The 18,303-nt window shown below is 34.7% G+C and carries 13 protein-coding genes; 10 read left to right on the top strand and 3 right to left on the bottom strand.

Translation table 11 applies throughout. The features are described 5' to 3' along the window. The first annotated feature begins 130 nt into the window (after positions 1 to 130). The 5 genes from nikC (at position 131) to F9279_RS23575 (ending at position 4,723) form a co-directional block, all read left to right on the top strand. Positions 131 to 979, top strand: coding sequence for a nickel transporter permease (gene nikC, locus F9279_RS23595; RefSeq protein ID WP_152116582.1), 849 nt, complete (start codon positions 131 to 133; stop codon positions 977 to 979). Continuing rightward, entirely contained in the window at positions 976 to 1,776 is an 801-nt protein-coding gene (locus F9279_RS23590) for an ABC transporter ATP-binding protein (protein ID WP_152116581.1), read from the top strand. Before nikC ends, F9279_RS23590 begins: the two co-directional genes overlap by 4 nt. Next, complete coding sequence (locus F9279_RS23585; protein ID WP_152116580.1) at positions 1,773 to 2,534, top strand: ABC transporter ATP-binding protein; 762 nt, start codon at positions 1,773 to 1,775, stop codon at positions 2,532 to 2,534. The genes F9279_RS23590 and F9279_RS23585 overlap by 4 nt, the downstream gene beginning before the upstream one ends. A gap of 108 nt (positions 2,535 to 2,642) precedes the next feature. Continuing rightward, complete coding sequence (locus tag F9279_RS23580) at positions 2,643 to 3,674, top strand: C45 family autoproteolytic acyltransferase/hydolase (RefSeq protein ID WP_152116579.1); 1,032 nt, start codon at positions 2,643 to 2,645, stop codon at positions 3,672 to 3,674. A gap of 152 nt (positions 3,675 to 3,826) precedes the next feature. Continuing rightward, positions 3,827 to 4,723, top strand: coding sequence for a cation diffusion facilitator family transporter (locus F9279_RS23575; protein WP_152116578.1), 897 nt, complete (start codon positions 3,827 to 3,829; stop codon positions 4,721 to 4,723). Between the two features lie 45 nt (positions 4,724 to 4,768). Here F9279_RS23575 and F9279_RS23570 read toward each other — a convergent pair whose 3' ends face one another. From F9279_RS23570 to F9279_RS23560, 3 genes are all read right to left on the bottom strand, one after another. Next, the gene (locus F9279_RS23570) at positions 4,769 to 5,563 is read right to left on the bottom strand and encodes a nucleotidyltransferase domain-containing protein (protein WP_152116577.1); all 795 of its coding nucleotides are present in this window, start codon (positions 5,561 to 5,563) and stop codon (positions 4,769 to 4,771) included. Between the two features lie 158 nt (positions 5,564 to 5,721). Continuing rightward, positions 5,722 to 6,546: a dimethylarginine dimethylaminohydrolase family protein gene (locus F9279_RS23565; RefSeq protein ID WP_152116576.1), complete on the bottom strand. Its 825-nt coding sequence runs from the start codon at positions 6,544 to 6,546 to the stop codon at positions 5,722 to 5,724. 114 nt (positions 6,547 to 6,660) lie between these two features. After that, the gene (locus F9279_RS23560; protein WP_152116575.1) at positions 6,661 to 9,744 is read right to left on the bottom strand and encodes an efflux RND transporter permease subunit; all 3,084 of its coding nucleotides are present in this window, start codon (positions 9,742 to 9,744) and stop codon (positions 6,661 to 6,663) included. Between the two features lie 115 nt (positions 9,745 to 9,859). Between F9279_RS23560 and F9279_RS23555 the strand changes: the two genes are divergently transcribed. The 5 genes from F9279_RS23555 to F9279_RS23535 all read left to right on the top strand — a co-directional run bounded on the left by F9279_RS23555 (position 9,860) and on the right by F9279_RS23535 (position 18,150). Further along, positions 9,860 to 10,696 carry a TetR/AcrR family transcriptional regulator gene (locus F9279_RS23555; RefSeq protein ID WP_152116574.1) on the top strand — a complete coding sequence of 279 codons (837 nt, stop codon included), beginning with the start codon at positions 9,860 to 9,862 and terminating at the stop codon, positions 10,694 to 10,696. 382 nt (positions 10,697 to 11,078) lie between these two features. Beyond that, positions 11,079 to 14,486 (top strand): pullulanase, encoded by a 3,408-nt coding sequence (locus F9279_RS23550; RefSeq protein WP_152116573.1) that lies wholly within the window; start codon positions 11,079 to 11,081, stop codon positions 14,484 to 14,486. Positions 14,487 to 14,607: 121 nt separating this feature from the next. Beyond that, positions 14,608 to 15,201, top strand: a complete 594-nt coding sequence (safA, locus tag F9279_RS23545; RefSeq protein ID WP_193224695.1) for a SafA/ExsA family spore coat assembly protein — start codon at positions 14,608 to 14,610, stop codon at positions 15,199 to 15,201. A gap of 146 nt (positions 15,202 to 15,347) precedes the next feature. Next, the gene (locus F9279_RS23540; protein WP_152116571.1) at positions 15,348 to 16,364 is read left to right on the top strand and encodes a threonine aldolase family protein; all 1,017 of its coding nucleotides are present in this window, start codon (positions 15,348 to 15,350) and stop codon (positions 16,362 to 16,364) included. A 346-nt stretch (positions 16,365 to 16,710) separates the two neighbouring features. Then, a complete protein-coding gene (locus F9279_RS23535) occupies positions 16,711 to 18,150 on the top strand; it encodes a glycoside hydrolase family 1 protein (RefSeq protein ID WP_152116570.1) in 1,440 nt (479 codons plus the stop codon). Positions 18,151 to 18,303: the final 153 nt, after the last annotated feature.

The following is an 18,303-nucleotide window of genomic DNA, read 5'->3' as shown; positions in this document are numbered from 1 at the left end:
TTTTTCAGATAGTGGGGGGCTAGCCCCCCACTATCTGAACTAACATCTATAGAATTATCAAAGAACAATATTTTAATTGGAAATTACCTCGAAAGAGGACTATAAACTTACTATACGAGGAGAATAGGGGATGAAAGGTTATTCAATAGGAGTGTTAAAGAAAAAAAGAATTAGATGGCAAGGAAAAGCTGCTCTCATAGGTATTTTATTGATTGCACTAGTAGCTATCTATACTTTTGTTTTCCTTCGACATGATCCGAATCTAACAAGTCTCCAAGGACGCCTCCAAGGAATTAGCCTGCAGCATCCCCTTGGAACAGATCAACTGGGCCGTGATTTATTGACTAGACTCTTCCTAGGTGGACAACAAACGATTGGCTACAGTTTATTGGCATTGATAGCGGCACTAATAATTGGTGTTCCGCTAGGGCTGATTACAGGCTATAAAGGTGGATTATTTGATCGCATTTTTATGAGAGTAGCAGATGGGTTTTTATCTTTTCCTGACACCATTATTGCTATCGTGTTAAGTGGTATTCTAGGACCAGGCATTGGTAATCTAGTACTAGCTATTGTGTTAGTTAAATGGGTAAGCTATGCCCGTCTTGTTCGAAGTACGATTATTGCTGAATCAAAAAAAGAGTATATTCTAATTGCTAAAACAAACGGTTTATCTTCTACAAAAATCATAGCTAAGCATTTATTTCCTCATATTATTGGGCATGTGTTAGTACTTGCTAGTCTAGATTTAGGAAAAATAATACTACTTATCTCTGCATTTTCCTATATTGGATTAGGCGTTCAACCTCCGACTCCTGAGTGGGGAGCAATGCTGAATGATTCTCGCCCATATTTCCAAACAAGACCAGAATTAATGGTGTACCCTGGGTTGGCTATTGTATTTGTTGTATTATTAACGAATATGCTAGGAGATTACCTACGAGATCATTTCGATGTGAAGAAAGAGGTGGATAAATGATACTCTCTGTTAAAAATCTTTCTATTGGGACAAAAGATAAAATAATCGTGGATGATGTTTCATTAGCTATTGCGAAAGGGGAATGGTTTGCATTAGTTGGCCAAAGCGGAAGTGGAAAGAGTTTGTTATCGCAAGCCATTGGTAGAATGCTTAGCCCGAATTTACAAGTAGAAGGAAATGTTTCTTTAAACGGAGAAGATCTGCTTTCTCTTTCCAATAAAGAGCTTCGTCAAGTAAGGGGAAAAAGGATATCCTATATATTTCAGGATTACCAAGGCTCATTTACACCATTTCGAACCATCGGCCAACATTTTGATGAATACCAGAAGGTGCATGGAATAAAAGATGCTAAAATTCGAAAAAGAAATGCGCTAGAAGCATTAGTTTCCGTTGGATTAGAGGATAAATTATATAAACGGTTTCCATTTCAATTAAGCGGTGGTCAGCTTCAACGTGTTTCTATAGCTATCGCTCTTTTGCTATCTCCTGACTTGTTAATTGCAGATGAAATAACTACAGCACTTGATAGTGTATCAGGACATAAAATTTTAGAATTACTTGCTAGCAAGCAGAAAGAAACAGGCTGTGCTATTCTTTTCATTACACACGATTGGCGTCATGTTCGTAAATATGCTACTCGTTTAGCTGTTATGAAGGATGGGGAGATTGTTGAATCAGGTGGTAAGCATCGAATACTCGATCATCCAAAACATGAATATACGAAACAGCTAATTAAAGCAGCACCTTTATTGACACGTGGTCTGCCATCAGGGCTAGAGGAGGTACAGCATGTATGAGTTTACTTACAATAGAGAATATAACAAAAACCTATCAATCAGGTCATAAAGCTGTAGATAACGTATCTTTTCAATTAGAAAGAGGAGAATGTTTAGGTCTAGTAGGGGAAAGTGGTTGTGGGAAAAGTACGCTTGCTCGTTGTTTGATGCAGATTGAATCCATAAATGAGGGATCGATAATCTTTGATGGCGAACATATAGAAAAGTTAAACGAACGGAAGTTATATCCATATCGCAGGAAATTTCAAATTGTTTTTCAGAATCCTTCAGCTGCTTTAAACCCAAAGCTAAAAATCAAGGATTCCTTACTTGATCCGTTTCTACAATATAGAGGGGACTTGAACCTACAACATTTTTCTTTTTCGTCTACAGAACATTTTGTTAAACAACTTTTGGATTCTGTAGAACTTCCCGAAGCATTAGCAGACCGCTATCCCCACGAGTTAAGTGGTGGACAAAAGCAAAGAGTAACAATTGCTCGTGCCATAAGCATAGAGCCTGAATTCATTATTCTAGATGAACCAACTGCCAGTTTAGATGTGATTTCACAAGGTGCAGTGTTGACCTTATTAAAGGATCTACAAGAAAAATTAAATCTTTCTTATTTGTTTATTTCACATGACTTAGCAGCTGTTAATCAGATGTGTCAAAGAATTTTAGTAATGAAACAAGGTCAGATTGTAGATCATTTTCAGCAAGAGAAATTATTTGATGAAGATCGTCATTCTTATACAAAAGAACTAATATCTATTTTTTAAAAAGCTGCTTTTTGCAGCTTTTTTTTAATGCAATCAGTTATAACAAAGCAGAAAAAAACAGGAGGTATAAAGGAAGACATGATTTAATAAAAGAAAGGAGGCGTAGGAATGAATACTTTTAAGGTAGATGTCTTACAAGTAAGAAAAAATCCATATGAATTAGGGTACTTATTAGGAAAGAAGTTTTATAAAACAAAGATACTAAAGCAACTGGAATTCATAACAAAAAAGGAAATCAATTTGGTAGAAATGAAAGCATTATACCGTACCTTTTCTCCCCATTTATTAGATGAATTAGAAGGTATTGCAGAAGGGCTACAATATTCTTTTTGCAAAACTGCTGCATTAATTTCTGGTTATGATGTTCCTAAGTTACCAGCAATGGGCTGTACTACTTATTGTACAAAGAATTATTATGTTAGAAACTATGATTTTGGACCAGACCTTTACGATGGGGTATTTACACTCTATCAAAATGAACAACGAAATAGCTATGCTCTTGCGGGGTATAACCTGCAATTAATAGGTAGACATGATGGAGTTAATGAAAAAGGACTTGTAGCTGGTTTCCATTTTGTTAATAATGAGGATTATCAGGTTGGTATCTCTCCTTGGGTTATAGTAAGAATGATCCTTGATACATGTTCTTCTGTAGAAGAGGCTATATTATTACTCCGAGAAATCCCTCATGCTGCTTGCTATAATTATTCTATTGCTGACAAATTAGGAAATATAGCAGCAATAGAGGCTACTCCAAACAAAATGGTAGTTAGATATGAAGAAGATTATTTGAGCTGTGTTAATCACTTCCAAGCAAGTGAGTTAAAAGAAAAAAATCGATCGATTATAGATGGTTCGATAAAAAGAGAGCAATATTTGTCTAGTTTTAAGAATAAGGAGCATTTACATGAGGATATGCATGCTCTTTTTAAAGATATGAATTCACCTGTGTTCTTTACTGATTATGACCAATTATTTGGAACCCTGCACACATTTTCTTATTCCTTCACAAAAGATCATATTCTAACAACAGTAGCTAAAGGAAAGAAAGATCTCTCTTTCTATTTTAAAGATTGGTTAAATGGTCAAAATCTAGAGGATACTTCTATAATAGGGGATATCGGAAGTCGGAATAGTTAAACTTTTCAGGGGTAAAGAAGGGTAGTAGCTGGCTTGTTCAACCAGTTTGCCACTACACAACTTTTTTTCTCTAGACTCACTAGTTCTATTTCTGATACTATGTTAAAGCTGATTTTTTTTGAAGGAAAAGCTGTACATAGGAGTAGATAAGAGTGGCTCAAAGAGAATTAATTGCCAAAAAAGTTGCTTGGATTAGTGTAATTAGTAATATGATATTAACCTTTGGAAAGGTAGTTATTGGTTGGTTAGGTAATAGTGATGCCGTTTTTGCAGATGGTATTCATTCTGCAGCAGATGTTTTTGCCTCTATCATTGTTTTATTAGTAATAAAAATAGCAAATAAACCAGCTGATCAAGAACATCCTTATGGGCATGGAAAAGCAGAGATAATAGTATCTGGAATTGTCGGAATTATACTGCTCGGGGTTTCAATCTATTTAGTATATGAGGCTATTGTTGGCTTCTTTCACCCAATTACAACGCCTAGCATAATGGCACTAGGTGTAGCGACAATATCCTATGCAGCAAAAGTGATACTATATCGTTATAGTATGAAGGTTGCAAATGAACAAAAAAGTAAAGCTATCGAAGCAATTGCCTTTGATCATAAAGCAGATATTGTTGCATCTATAGCTGCAGCACTAGGCGTTTTACTATCTATAATAGGGGAGAAGCTTCAAATCGGTTTCTTGTTATATGGAGATAAAGTAGCAACCATACTAGTTGCTTATCTCATTCTAAAAATGGCTAAAGACATGTTAAGAGAAGCGTTCGATATTCTATTAGAACGAAATATTGACTTAGACATTTTAGATAACTACCGTCAAATTATCTCCACTTTTTCAGAGGTGAAACGAATAGACCGACTTCGGGCAAGGGAGCATGGACATTATGTACTAGTGGATCTACGGATTTCCATTGCTTATGACAAAACCATTAAAGAAGGCCACGACCTTTCTCGGGAAATAAAGAAAAAGCTTATGAGTAATCATGATAATATTGAAGAAGTTCTTATCCATTTGAATCCTTACTTTGAGGAGAATGGGTAAGTGATTGAAAGAAGTCTGTTTGCACATACAAACAGACTTCTTTTATTAACTCCATACCTCATCTAATGTTTCCCTAAAGATAGTATTTAATTGGGCGGTGCAATCTATTTGTTCTTGTTTGATTGTTTTTACATAATTTTCTAATTGTTTTATTTCTGTATCTAAATATTCATTAATACTTTGTATTCTGGCTTCTAATTTTAACTCCTCTCCTGCTTTTTTTCTTTGAAGTAAATGAAGTATCTCTTGCTTCAGAGGGGACTCTGGTATTAGCGTGTTTACTAATATTTCAAACTCCATTGGAGGAACGGTTTGATATTTTTGAACCCATTTAGCCGCAAGTACTGGTCGAAGTACGTAGAAATATTTCTTTATTTTTACATTATCTCCCAATAGATAATCACGATAATTTCCTCGAGCCATATTTAAGTAATGATAAGCAATAGAAAGGGGAGAAATAATATTCTTTTCTAAAGTACGCATTTTTTCAATGGTTGAAAAGGCATGGTAATAAACTAAATGAGATTGTAGCCATTCTAATAGTGGAGGGTTAGACTTTCGAAAAAGCTTTAATGCTTTTGTTAACTCCCATCCACTCACATCTAATAAGGGATCTATGGGAATTGAAAGAGAATCATGACTAGGTATTTCTATTACATCTCTATTTTGATCAATTGATAGATACCAGTCTTTTTTATGTATATAGATAAACCGTACATCATAATCACTATCTTTAGATGGAAATCCCCATGCTCTACTACCAGATTCACAGGCATAGAGAACCCTTACTTCAAATTCTTTTTCTATTTGTTGTATAACGTCCTTTATATGAGAATCCAATAATTATTCCCCCTTTGATGGTTATATCCTTATTATATACTGTTGTATTTATAGAAATCATTAAATGGGGGAGTAGTTATTTATGAAACAAGGTAGTACTGTCGCTGTATGACAATAATTAAATTCCACATGTACATTCTAGGAATTATGGAGGCTTTTCATTCTCTCCATAAAGGCAATGCACAACAACGGAAAGAACCGCCTGATTTAATGATTTCAGAAAAATCCATTTCAATAACATCATAGCCTCGTTTTTGTAAGGCTTTATTAACTTCTTCACTTGTGGGTAAACTAATTATTTTCTTGTTACCAATTGAAAGTACATTGATTCCTAATGTTGCTTGTTCTTTTTTAGAAACTTCTATTAAGTCATAGCGGTTTCTTAATAATAATTCTTTATCTTTGTGAAATACTCCAGGAAAAATAAGGCCCTCTGTTGGAGAGAGAATGTTGAAAACACAGTCAAGATGTAGATAGGATGCTATGAATGGTATCGGGATAATATGGTAGTTAGGAAGTAATGCTTGTAGGGTGTGGATGGATGGAAGATTTGTTCTATTACTTACCCCTACATAAATTGTATTGCCGTCAATCAGAACATCTCCGCCTTCTATAATACTGCCATTTATGTTTGTGTAGGTAATTTGTTGACTTTCAAGATAATCTATTAATATATTTACTTCTCCTTTTCTTACTTTAGGTGCTAATTCAGCAATAAAGAATTGAGAGCCAAGTGTGAAGCCGATATCTCTTGTGAATACTTGTTCGTGGAATTTTTCGTCTTCGGGTAGAAGAATGGTCTCAATATGATATTGTCTAAGCTTTTCAATAAAATCAGCGTGCTGTTTTTCAGCTATTTTACTGTTTATGTTTTTATATTTTTTTTGTGTTTCATTTATAGGGTCTTTTATCGCCATATATTTTGGAGAAGCAAAGATTGCTTTTTTTAACGGATCATACTCATTTGCACACTGTACTTTCATGATAAACTCCTCTCTAAAAAAATAGTTATATCTTTATTATATTTCTTATAAAGAAGAAGGGTACATAAAAAAACTACAAGGAATCAACCTTGTAGTTTTTCGAGATAAAGTGTTTTAATTTTCTTCGACTTCTTTACGATCTTTCTTAAACCATTTAGATAGTACTTCATAGACGATTGGTACGATAACAAGTGTTAATAGTGTAGAACTGATTAATCCACCAATAACTGTTACCCCAAGGTCTTTAGAAATTAGTCCACTACCACCTGAACCAACTGCTAATGGTGCTAGTGCACCGATTGTTGCAATTGCTGTCATAAGGATAGGGCGAAGGCGTGTAGCACCAGCTTCAAGTATTGCTTCACGCATATTCATACCTTCGCGCTCCATATGAATAATACGGTCAACAAGTACGATGGCATTTGTAACAACAATACCAATTAACATTAGGAGACCCATCATTACAGAGACGGATATGGTTTGACCCGTAATAAATAGTCCAACAAAGGATCCAATTACTGCGAATGGTAAACTGAATAGAATAGCAAATGGTGCAAGACCTTCACGGAAGGTTACTACAAGAATAAAGTATACAATCGCAATAGCTGCAATCATTGCAACACCTAATTGCGAGAATGTTTCGTTCATGTCTGCTGCTACACCAGCTACACCAACAGTAACACCGCTTGGTAAATCTACTTTATCAATTTCTGCGTCTACTTCACTTGTTACTTTAGAAATATCATCTCCAATGATTTTTCCAGAAACAGTAGCATAGTATTCACCTTTACTACGAGATAAAGTATTTAAAGTTGAACCTTCTTCAACATCTACTAACTCAGATAGTGGCATTGTTGTTCCTAATGCAGTTGGAATCTGAGTTTCTAACATTTCATCAATGGATTGAGGCTTAGTAGCCTGTTCTTGTTGAACAATGACATCAAGTGTTTCTCCATTTTTATCAATGGTTGTCACAACATCTTTTGTATTATTTTGACTTAATGCCATCATTAATTGTCCTGCAGTTAATCCGTATTGAAGTAGCTCATCTTGTGAAACTTTTAATGTATGCTCTACATAAGCATCTTCTGCAGTCGTTGTAACATCTTCTAATCCATCATTTTCTTTTAAAATATCTTCTACTTGTTTTACAGAGTCATTTAATTTATCAAGGTCTTCACTGTAGAATGTATAACTTACTTCATTTGTAGAACCACTCATAGAAGTGAAATCCTGTGTTTTCCATTCTCCAGTTTGCCCGATATCTGCAATGTATGTTTCAATTTCTTCACGTGCTTCTGGGAAATTCTCTGTCTCAGGATCAAAGATCAAGTACATAAGAGCACCACCAGCTCCTCCGCCCATCATGGCAGCTTGAGCATCTGCACTGTCGTTGATAGATACTTGAACAATATCGATATCATCACGTTCAAGCATTTTTTCTTCCACAACAGAAACATTTTCAAGTGTATCATCTTTCAATTCACCAGTACCTGGAGTGTAAGTTAAATACATAACTTTTTCTTCTTCGCTTCCTAAAAAGCTGAATCCAATAAATGGTGCTAGTGCGATACTTCCTGCTAGTAATACAACCGCAATAACGGAAGTGATGATTTTATGATTTAGAGATTTTTCTAGTATTCCTCTGTACCATAAAGCTAATTTTCCAACCTCTTTATGGTTGCTTTCCGTTTTCGCACTATATAATTTCTTTTTAAATAAGAAGTGAGATAGTGCTGGTACGATTGTGATAGCAACTATTAAAGATGCACCAAGAGCAAATGCCATTGTTAGCGCAAAAGGACGGAATATTTCTCCAACCATACCACCAACAAAGATTAGTGGAGCAAAAACAGCAACAGTAACTAAAGTAGAAGAAAGAATAGGCTTAAACATCTCTATTGTTGCTTCACGAATTAATGCACGGCCAGTTAATTTTTCTTCTTTTAAATGTAAACGTCTATAAATATTTTCTACTACTACAATGGAGTCATCAATTACACGACCAATTGCAACGGTAATAGCTCCAAGTGTCATAATATTTAATGTAATACCCATCCAATTTAATAGCAAGAATGCCATGAAGATAGATACTGGGATAGAAATAATCGAGATAATTGTCGATTTAAAATCACGTAAGAATAATAGGATAATTAATACAGCAATTAATCCACCAAAGGCAGCTTTCTCAATCATGGTAAATACAGATTCTTCAATTGGCTCTCCCTGATCAAGTGTTACATCAATGGTTAATCCATCTATATTCTTTTCTTCGTCTTGAATTAAGTCTTTAACACTATTTACTACATCAACTGTATTAGCCTGTTGACCTTTTACAATTTGGATTGCGATAGCATCTTCACCGTTTGTACGAGAAACGGATTCTACTTTCCCAACCAATTCTACTGTAGCAATATCACTTAATTTTACGAAAGGAGAAGGATTTTGTGCTGATGGAGTAACAGGAATTAACATGTTTTTAAGCTCATCTTCTGTCATGAACTTACCATCAATAGCAACTGCTTGTTCTCCTTCTTCAAATTCATAAAGACCTAACGAAACGGCAAGATTACTTGCTTGAATTATTTCTTTTACAGAATCTTCTGTAAGACCAAGTTGTTCCATTTTCTCTTGATCATATGTTAAATCTACTTCCTCTATATGTTGCCCTGAAATAGTTGCAGAGGCCACTCCATCGATTTTTTCGATTTTAGGAAGTATAACATCTTCTACTGTTGAGGTTAAGTCTACGATTTCTTCTTCAGAACTACTTATACTAAGTGCAACAACAGGCATCATATTTAAGCTAATAGCTGTTACAGTAGGTTCCTCTGCACTGTCAGGCAGAACTACATTATCTAATGCCGATTCTAATGCACGTTTCGCTTCATCCATATCTGTGCCATATTCATACTCTACTTGAACATTTGACATGTTAGAATAGGAATTGGAATACACAGACTTTACATTTTCTAAATTCTCTAATGCTTTTTCAATGGGCATAGAGACATCTTCCATTACCTTTTCAGGAGTAGCACCAGGATATACATCCATTACGGTTAAGTAAGGTATGGAGATATTAGGTATAGTTTCCATGTTCATACGAGTACCAGAATAGATTCCAGAAACAGTAATGATGATGGTTAAGAGCCATACCGCTAGTTTGTTGCCTACAACAAAATTTACTAAGCCTTTCACTATTACACCGTCCTTTATTGACTAATCTAGCTTACCTAACCTATAATAAATGACTAAATAGTCAAATGTCAACGATTAATGACCGAGTAGTCAAAGGTTGTAGGAGAGTGTGAATATGGCAAAGAAGCAGCTGATTATGGAAAAAGCAATTGAACTATTTGCAAAACAAGGTTTTGAAGCAACTTCGGTTCAACAAATTACAGATCATTGTGGTATTTCAAAAGGTGCATTTTATCTGGCTTTTAAGTCAAAGGACGAATTAATTTCTGCACTAGTAGACCAATTTATTGAGGAGTTTATAACAAACCTTGACTATGTAGTCAAAAGTAGTAAGGATAAAGATCAAATGCTTTATCATTTTTACTATGGTATTTTTCATGTTTTTAGTAAAAATGCTAATATTGGAATGTTATTTATTAAAGAACAAGCTCATTCTTTTAATGAAGACTTTATTAATAAATTTCGATACTATGACTTATTATTTGAATCCACCATTCTAAATATGCTTGATGTTATATATCCAGCGTCAAAGATTCAGATTAAATATGATTTAATGTATAGCGTCAAAGGATTGATGAGTGCCTATAATCCTTTATTCTTTGTTGATACAGGTAACATTGATATTGATTTACTTGCAAAATCATTAGTGGAGAAAACGAATATTTTGGCTACTAATATTACACAACCCTTTTTTACAGAAGAGCTATACCAGCTAGTCATTCAGCCAGTAAACCAAAAAGAAGTGACAAAAGTGAAATTGCTAGAACATATGGATAAAAAACAAGAAGAGGTAATAGATCCATATGTAAGGGAATCTCTCAGTCTATTGAAGGAAGAAGTGATAGAGCAAACATTACCTCGAATACTTATCAAAGGTCTAATTGAAAATATTCGCAAGAATTCAGAATGTGCATGGTTAGCCTATCTTTTAACAAAATATTATCAGTTTTAAAGAAAAAGAAATAAATTCTTTAAATTATATTTGTTGAAAATTCTGTTACCGTGAACAAATTGACATGTTGTAAATGATATATTTATAATCCATATATAAGAAAACGCTTACTAATTTATCTACCAAAAGGTCAAAGCGACCTTTTATTCGCATAGATTTGTAAGCGTTTTATTTTTTTGTTGAAAAGAAAGGAGGGTTTTGTTTTGCGAGAGTAGTTGTTTCTTTTGCTAAAGATTATAGCTAGTAAAGGCATACTACTTTTACAAGAGATAAAGGAAGGTTAATAGAACAAATCTATTCTTATCGCTTGACTATAGTAAAAAAATAAATATGGATAGACCACTTTTTTTAAAAAATGGATGGGGAAACAGGAGGAGAATAAATGAGGAATTTTTTAAGAAAAACATTACTAGTCCTAACTACGTTCATCTTAGTCTTATTCTCACAAAATTTCAGTGAACAAAATATACAAGCAGAAACTAGTGACTCCTATGAGGATAATGCAGTACCTCCGAATACATTAAGAATACATTATCAAACAACTAAACATATGGACGAAAGCTTCGGACTGTGGCTTTGGGAAGATGTAGCAATGCCTTCTACAAACTGGCCATCAGGAGCTCAAGCTTTCCAATTAAAACAAAAGGATGAGTTCGGTACATATATAGATGTTCCTTTAAAGGAAGATGCCAAGAAAGTAGGTTTCTTACTGGTTAATCGTGACAATGGAGAAAAAGTGGGAGGAGATAAGTTCGTAAATATCAATGATCCAAGCTTTAACGAAATATGGATTAAAGAAGAATCAGATGAGGTTTATCCATTCGAACCTGTTGATTTACCTAAAGACACAGTAAGAATTCATTATCAAAGAGATGATCAGCAGTTCGAAAACCTGGGGATATGGGTATGGGAAGATGTTGAAACTCCTTCTGCTAATTGGCCAACAGACGCTATTGCTTTAGAGAAAAAAGATCGCTACGGAGCATATGTTGATGTCAAAGTCACAGAAGAAGCCCAGAAGCTTGGATTCTTAATTGTAAATAGAGCAACAGGAGAGAAGGTAGGAGGAGATAAGGGATTTGCCCTCTTAGAAGAATACAATCAGTTATGGATAAAAAATGTTGATGATAAAGTGTATATTTCCCCGTATTGGGAAACCCCAACAGACTTAGTTTCTGGAGAGCTTTTGTCCAACACGAAGATTCAACTGAACTTTTCTAGTACAAAAGGACTTACGAGAGAAGAGTTAGAGAAATCATTAGTAATAAAGAATAAGAATAATGAAGAAGTACTTGTCACAGATATTTCTATATTAGATGAGAATTTAATAGAAGTTAGTGGAGATTTTAAGGCGGAAAATGGACCTTTTGAAGTAACGTTCCTTGAAAGAGTTATTACCATTAAATCTGGTTGGAAGATGTTAGATGAACAATACTTTTATGATGGAGATGATTTAGGGGCTACCTATCATAATGGAAATGCTACTTTAAAATTATGGGCACCAAAAGCATCCAATGTAACGGCAGTTTTCTACGATAAAGAGAATGATTCTAAGGAAATTGCTCGACAAGAGTTAGTGCTAGGAGAGAAAGGTGTCTGGAGTGCAGAGATTGAAGCAAGTAAGCTGGGTGTAGATAACGTAAGGGGTTATTATTATCAATACGAAGTAACAAATGAAGGGAAAATATCTAAAGTTTTAGATCCTTATGCTAAGTCTATGGCTGCATTTACAGTAAGTACAGAAGGACAACCAGGGAGTGATGGAGATACGGTAGGAAAAGCTGCTATTGTAGACTTAGAAAGTACAAATCCAGCTAATTTCAATGGAGTAGAGATAGAAGGGTATGAAAAAAGAGAAGATGCTATTATTTGGGAAGTCCATGTTCGTGATTTTACATCTGATCCAACTATTCAAACAGAGATAAATGGTCGATGGGGAACTTATAAAGCGTTTATAGATAAACTCGATTATATTAAATCATTAGGTGTAACGCATGTTCAATTATTACCAGTAATGGCATGGTACTGGGGTGATGAAACGAGTATGGGGGAGAGAGAATTAGATTACTCTGCTGCGGGCAATGAATATAACTGGGGATATGACCCTCATAACTACTTTACCCCAGATGGAGCTTATTCAGAAAATCCAAAAGATCCAGAGCTTCGCATTAAAGAAATGAAAGAGTTAATTGACGCCATTCATGATGCTGGGATGGGTGTGGTATTAGATGTGGTATATACTCATATGGCAAATGCGAGCTTGTTAAATGATATTGTACCTGATTATTACTTCTTCCAAGATAGTAACGGGAAATTTGTAGGAGGATTCGGAAATAATCTTGCAACAAATCATAAAATGGCTGAAAAGTTAATGATAGATTCCGTAAAATACTGGTTTAGTGAGTTTAAAATTGATGGTATGAGATGGGATATGATGGGAGATGCCACTTATGAATCTGTGCAAAATGCCTATGATGCAGCAGTAGCTATCAATCCGAATGCCTTATTTATAGGAGAAGGTTGGAGAACCTTTTCAGGGCATTTATCTGATTCTTCGTTAGTCGGAAAAGGAGCAGACCAAGATTGGATGGATGAAACAGATAGTGTTGGTGTATTTTCAGATGAAATACGTAATGAATTAAAATCAGGGTTCGGATCAGAGGGAGAACCACGTTTTATTACAGGTGGTGCTCGAAGTATAGAGACTATCTTTCAAAATATTAAAGGTCAGCCATCTAATACACCTGCAGATGATCCAGGAGATATGGTGCAGTACATTGAGGCTCATGATAACTTACCTTTGTATGATATCATTGCAAAAACTATAAAAAAAGATCCATCTATTCCAGAAAATAATGAAGAAATCCATAAGCGAATTCGACTAGGGAATTCGTTAATCCTGACATCGCAAGGTACAGCATTTATTCATGCAGGGCAGGAATATGGAAGGACGAAGCAATGGATGGGAAGTGGGGTTCCAGAACAAAAATATGATGCCTTTACCGATTCAGAAGGAAACATCTTTGGCTATTTTGTTCATGATTCCTATGATTCATCTGATGCCATTAATATGTTTGATTGGTCTAAGGCAACAGATAAAGAAGCCTTTCCAGTAAACAATGTGACGAAAGATTATACAGCGGGTCTAATTGAATTAAGAAAGTCCACCAATGCTTTTAGACTTGGAGAAAAAGACGTAGTTGATGAACATGTAAATCTTATTGAAGCTCCAGAAATAAATGAGGAAGACTTATTGATAGCCTATAAAAACGATTCTACAGATAATACTGGAAGCTACTATGTATTTGTGAATGGTGATATGCAAAAACGAGAATTAACACTAACAGATGATTTAACTGAATATCAAGTTGTAGTGGATAGTGATGAAGCTGGAAAAGAACAGGTTTCTAAAAGAAGTGGATTTACATTAACCTCTAATAAGATTACATTAGAGCCTCTTACAACTGTTGTAATCAAAACAGAAAAGATGGAATCTAATGAGGAAGAATCATCAGATCCGAACGAAGAGAACCCAGTAACACCTCAAAATCCTGATGAATCAGAACAAAATGCTACTCCAGAAAACACAAATACTGATTCAGGACAGGAGCCAGAAAAGGTAACAAATAATACAAATAAGAAAAATACTGAAAAAACGAATGCTGATTCTAGTGAAAATACATTACCTAATACAGCCACGAATAATGGATTCTATCTATTTTTTGGCGTGATTGTTTTTGTTATCGGAGTATTGATTTTAATTAGTAGAAGGAAGAAACAAGTAGAATAAGTAAAAGCAGACTATGGAAAGAAGAAATCCCATAGTCTGTTTTTTTTGTAAAAATAAGTGAGTTCAGCAAGGATAATTATTTATTTAATGAGGCAACTTAACATTCGAAGGAGGTGAAATTATGAAAAAACGAGTGATGGGGATATTGCTTTGCTTAATAACGATTCCTACAATGGTCTTTGCTGATACATATACGGTAAAGAGTGGAGATTCCATGTGGAAAATTGCTGTAAAGTATCAAATTGGATTACGAGAAATTATAAATGCAAACCCACAAATCAGTAATCCAAGCATGATTTATCCAAATCAAAAGTTAACCATTCCAAACATTGATTCTATTAAGACGGTTGAGCGAGAAGTAATTAGACTGTGTAACGTAGAACGTCAAAAGAATGGTTTACCTGCATTATCTGAAAACTGGGAGCTTTCTAGAGTAGCGCGAGATAAGTCAATGGATATGTCCCAAAAGAACTATTTCTCTCATACCAGTCCAACATATGGTTCACCATTTGATATGATGAGAGCTTATGGTGTCAGCTATAAATCTGCGGGTGAAAACATTGCTCAAGGGCAAACAACTGCTCAAGCAGTAGTAAATGCTTGGATGAATTCAAGTGGTCATCGCGCAAATATTTTAAGTGGGTCATTTACACAAATTGGTGTTGGTTATTATGGCAGTGGAAATTATTGGACTCAAATGTTTATTTCAAAATAAGTAGTTGGGAATAAGAAAAAATTTTCGGAAAATGTATCATGTCCTTATTAAGAGGCTTGATACATTTTTTATTTTCCTACTTCTGTAGTGACAAGAATTAAATGATTGTGAGAAAATAAAAAAAACATGGAGGTGTATGTATCATTATGTATAGCTTTAATAATGATTATAGCGAAGGAGCTCATCCTAGAATTTTAGAAGCTTTAATGGAAACAAATTTTATACAAGAAACAGGTTATGGTAATGATAGTATCTCTATAAAGGCTGCAGAGCTACTTAGAACAAAAATGAATCGAAATGATTTGGATGTTCATTTCTTGGTTGGTGGAACACAGACTAACTTAATTGCTATTTCCGCATTTTTAAGACCACATGAAGCAGCGATTGCAGCAGACAGTGGTCATATATATGTTCATGAAACAGGAGCAATTGAAGCAACTGGTCACAAGGTGTTAACTGTTGAAACAGCAGATGGAAAACTAACTCCAACACATATCCAACAAATACTCGATGCTCATACAGATGAGCACATGGTTAAGCCGAAACTCGTATACATATCTAATTCAACAGAAATAGGAACTATATACAATAAGAAAGAATTACAAAATCTGAGTAACTATTGTCGTGAAAATAATTTGATTTTCTATATGGACGGTGCACGACTTGGTTCTGCTTTATGTTCCACAGAAAATGATCTGGAACTAAAGGATCTACCTGAATTATTCGACGCATTTTATATTGGTGGAACTAAAAACGGAGCTTTAATGGGAGAAGCTTTAATCATTTGTAATGATTTATTAAAAGATGATTTTCGCTATCATATAAAGCAAAAAGGAGCTATGCTGGCAAAAGGGAGAGTATTAGGAATTCAGTTTTATGAACTTTTTAAAGATAATTTGTTCTATGAACTTGCTGACCATGCCAATAAAATGGCGGAAAAGTTGAAAATAGGTATAGCAGAAGTGAATGATACCTTCCTAACAAATTCACCTACTAATCAGTTATTTCCTATTCTACCAAATAGTTTAATAGAGAAGTTACAGGAAAAGTATACGTTTATTGTGTGGGGGGAAATAGATAACGACCATTCGGCTATTCGTTTGGTAACTTCATGGGCAACAGATGAACAACAAGTAGAAGCATTTATTTATGATTTAAAGTAAGAGGGAACTTTCTAGCTTAATCAGTTCTAGTGAATTAGATAAAAAGACAATTAAGGTGGTCTTTTTTGACTATTATTGCTTAAAAATAGGTTGTCATTGCTATCCTTTTTATTCTTTTGATAGGGGAATTTATCTCTGCATCAGGAGTTTGCTTACCAAGGGGCCGAGCACTGAGCCGAGTTCAGCCTTTGTGTGATGCACTCAAATTATTGTTTTCCATAACTAATATTAGTATTACTTGGAAAATTTAGTTTCTAATTTGTATAGACATTTGTTATAATTTAGATAGAGAAATGAATTCTTCTATTAAAATAGATGAATATTAGATAAAGAAGGAGTGAGTGGGATGATTCATCAAACATTAAAGCCATTTCCTACTAATTTTTTATGGGGTGCAGCTTCTGCAGCATACCAAGTAGAGGGAGCTTGGGATAAAGATGGGAAGGGAGTATCAAATTGGGATACTTTCGTTAGAATTCCTGGAAAGACATACAAAGGAACAACTGGAGATGTAGCAGTAGACCACTATCATCGTTATAAAGAAGATGTACAATTAATGGCTGATATGGGAATGAAGACATATCGCTTTTCTGTAGCTTGGACGCGTATTTTTCCAAATGGCAAAGGAGAAGTGAATCAAAAGGGTATAGACTTTTATAATGATTTAATCAATGAACTGATAAAAAACAAAATTGAACCAATTCTAACTCTCTATCATTGGGACTTGCCTCAAGCTCTTCAAGATGAGTATGGTGGATGGGAATCTCGTCAGATTATTGAAGATTTTACGAACTACAGCGTAGAGCTATTTAAACAATTTGGTGATAGAGTAAAATATTGGGTAAGCTTAAATGAACAAAATATTTTCACTGGATTAGGCTACCGTATGGCTGCACATCCACCTGGTGTGACAGATGAGAAGCTTTTTTATCAAGTAAATCATCATGCTAACTTAGCTAATGCAAGTGTCATTAAGGCGTTTCGTGATTTAGTGCCAGATGGAAAAATTGGACCTAGTTTTGCCTATTCTCCTGCATATGCCTTAACTTCTAAACCAGAAGATATACTAGCAGCTGAGAATGCAGAAGAATTAAATAGTCATTGGTGGATGGATATCTATGCATGGGGACAATATCCGGAAGCTGCATGGAACTATTTAGAAGCTAATGGATTGGCTCCAGAAGTAGAAGAAGGAGATTTTCAATTATTAAAACTAGGTACTCCTGATTTTATGGGACTTAATTATTATCAAACAACTACCTTTGAAAAAAATCCATTAGAAGGTGGCGTAGGAAGTGCTGAAATGAATACAACTGGGAAAAAAGGTTCTTCACAAGACTCTGGAATTCCTGGTGTATACAAAACGGTGGAAAACCCTAATCTAGAAAGAACAGATTGGGATTGGAATATAGATCCACAAGGTTTAAGAATTGCTCTTCGCCGAATAACAAATCGTTATCATTTGCCAATCCTTATCAGTGAAAATGGATTAGGTGCGTTTGATAAAGTAGAAGAAGGCGATGTAATAAATGATGATTATCGAATTGATTTTATCCGTGCTCATGTGATTGCTATGCAAGAAGCTATCTCTGATGGTGTTGAGCTAATGGGATATTGCGTATGGTCATTTACAGATTTATTAAGCTGGTTAAATGGATTTCAAAAAAGGTATGGATTTGTATATATTAATCAACATGAAGAAGGAACACATGACCTTCAAAGAATAAAAAAGAAAAGCTTTTATTGGTATAAAGAAGTAATTGAATCAAATGGTGAAATTAAATAGAGACTAGGAAATAAGACCCGCGGACACTTTTGATATGCTCCCCTATAGGTAGACAGATTAAAAAATAAAAATCTGGCTGCTTATGGGGGAGTATTTATTATGTCCAAAAAATCTTACTCTGCAGAAGAGAAATACAAGATATTAAAGGAATTA

The organism is Bacillus sp. B1-b2 (assembly GCF_009183415.1).
Lineage (GTDB): Bacteria > Bacillota > Bacilli > Bacillales > Cytobacillaceae > Niallia.
This window is presented reverse-complemented; position numbering and strand designations above follow the sequence as displayed.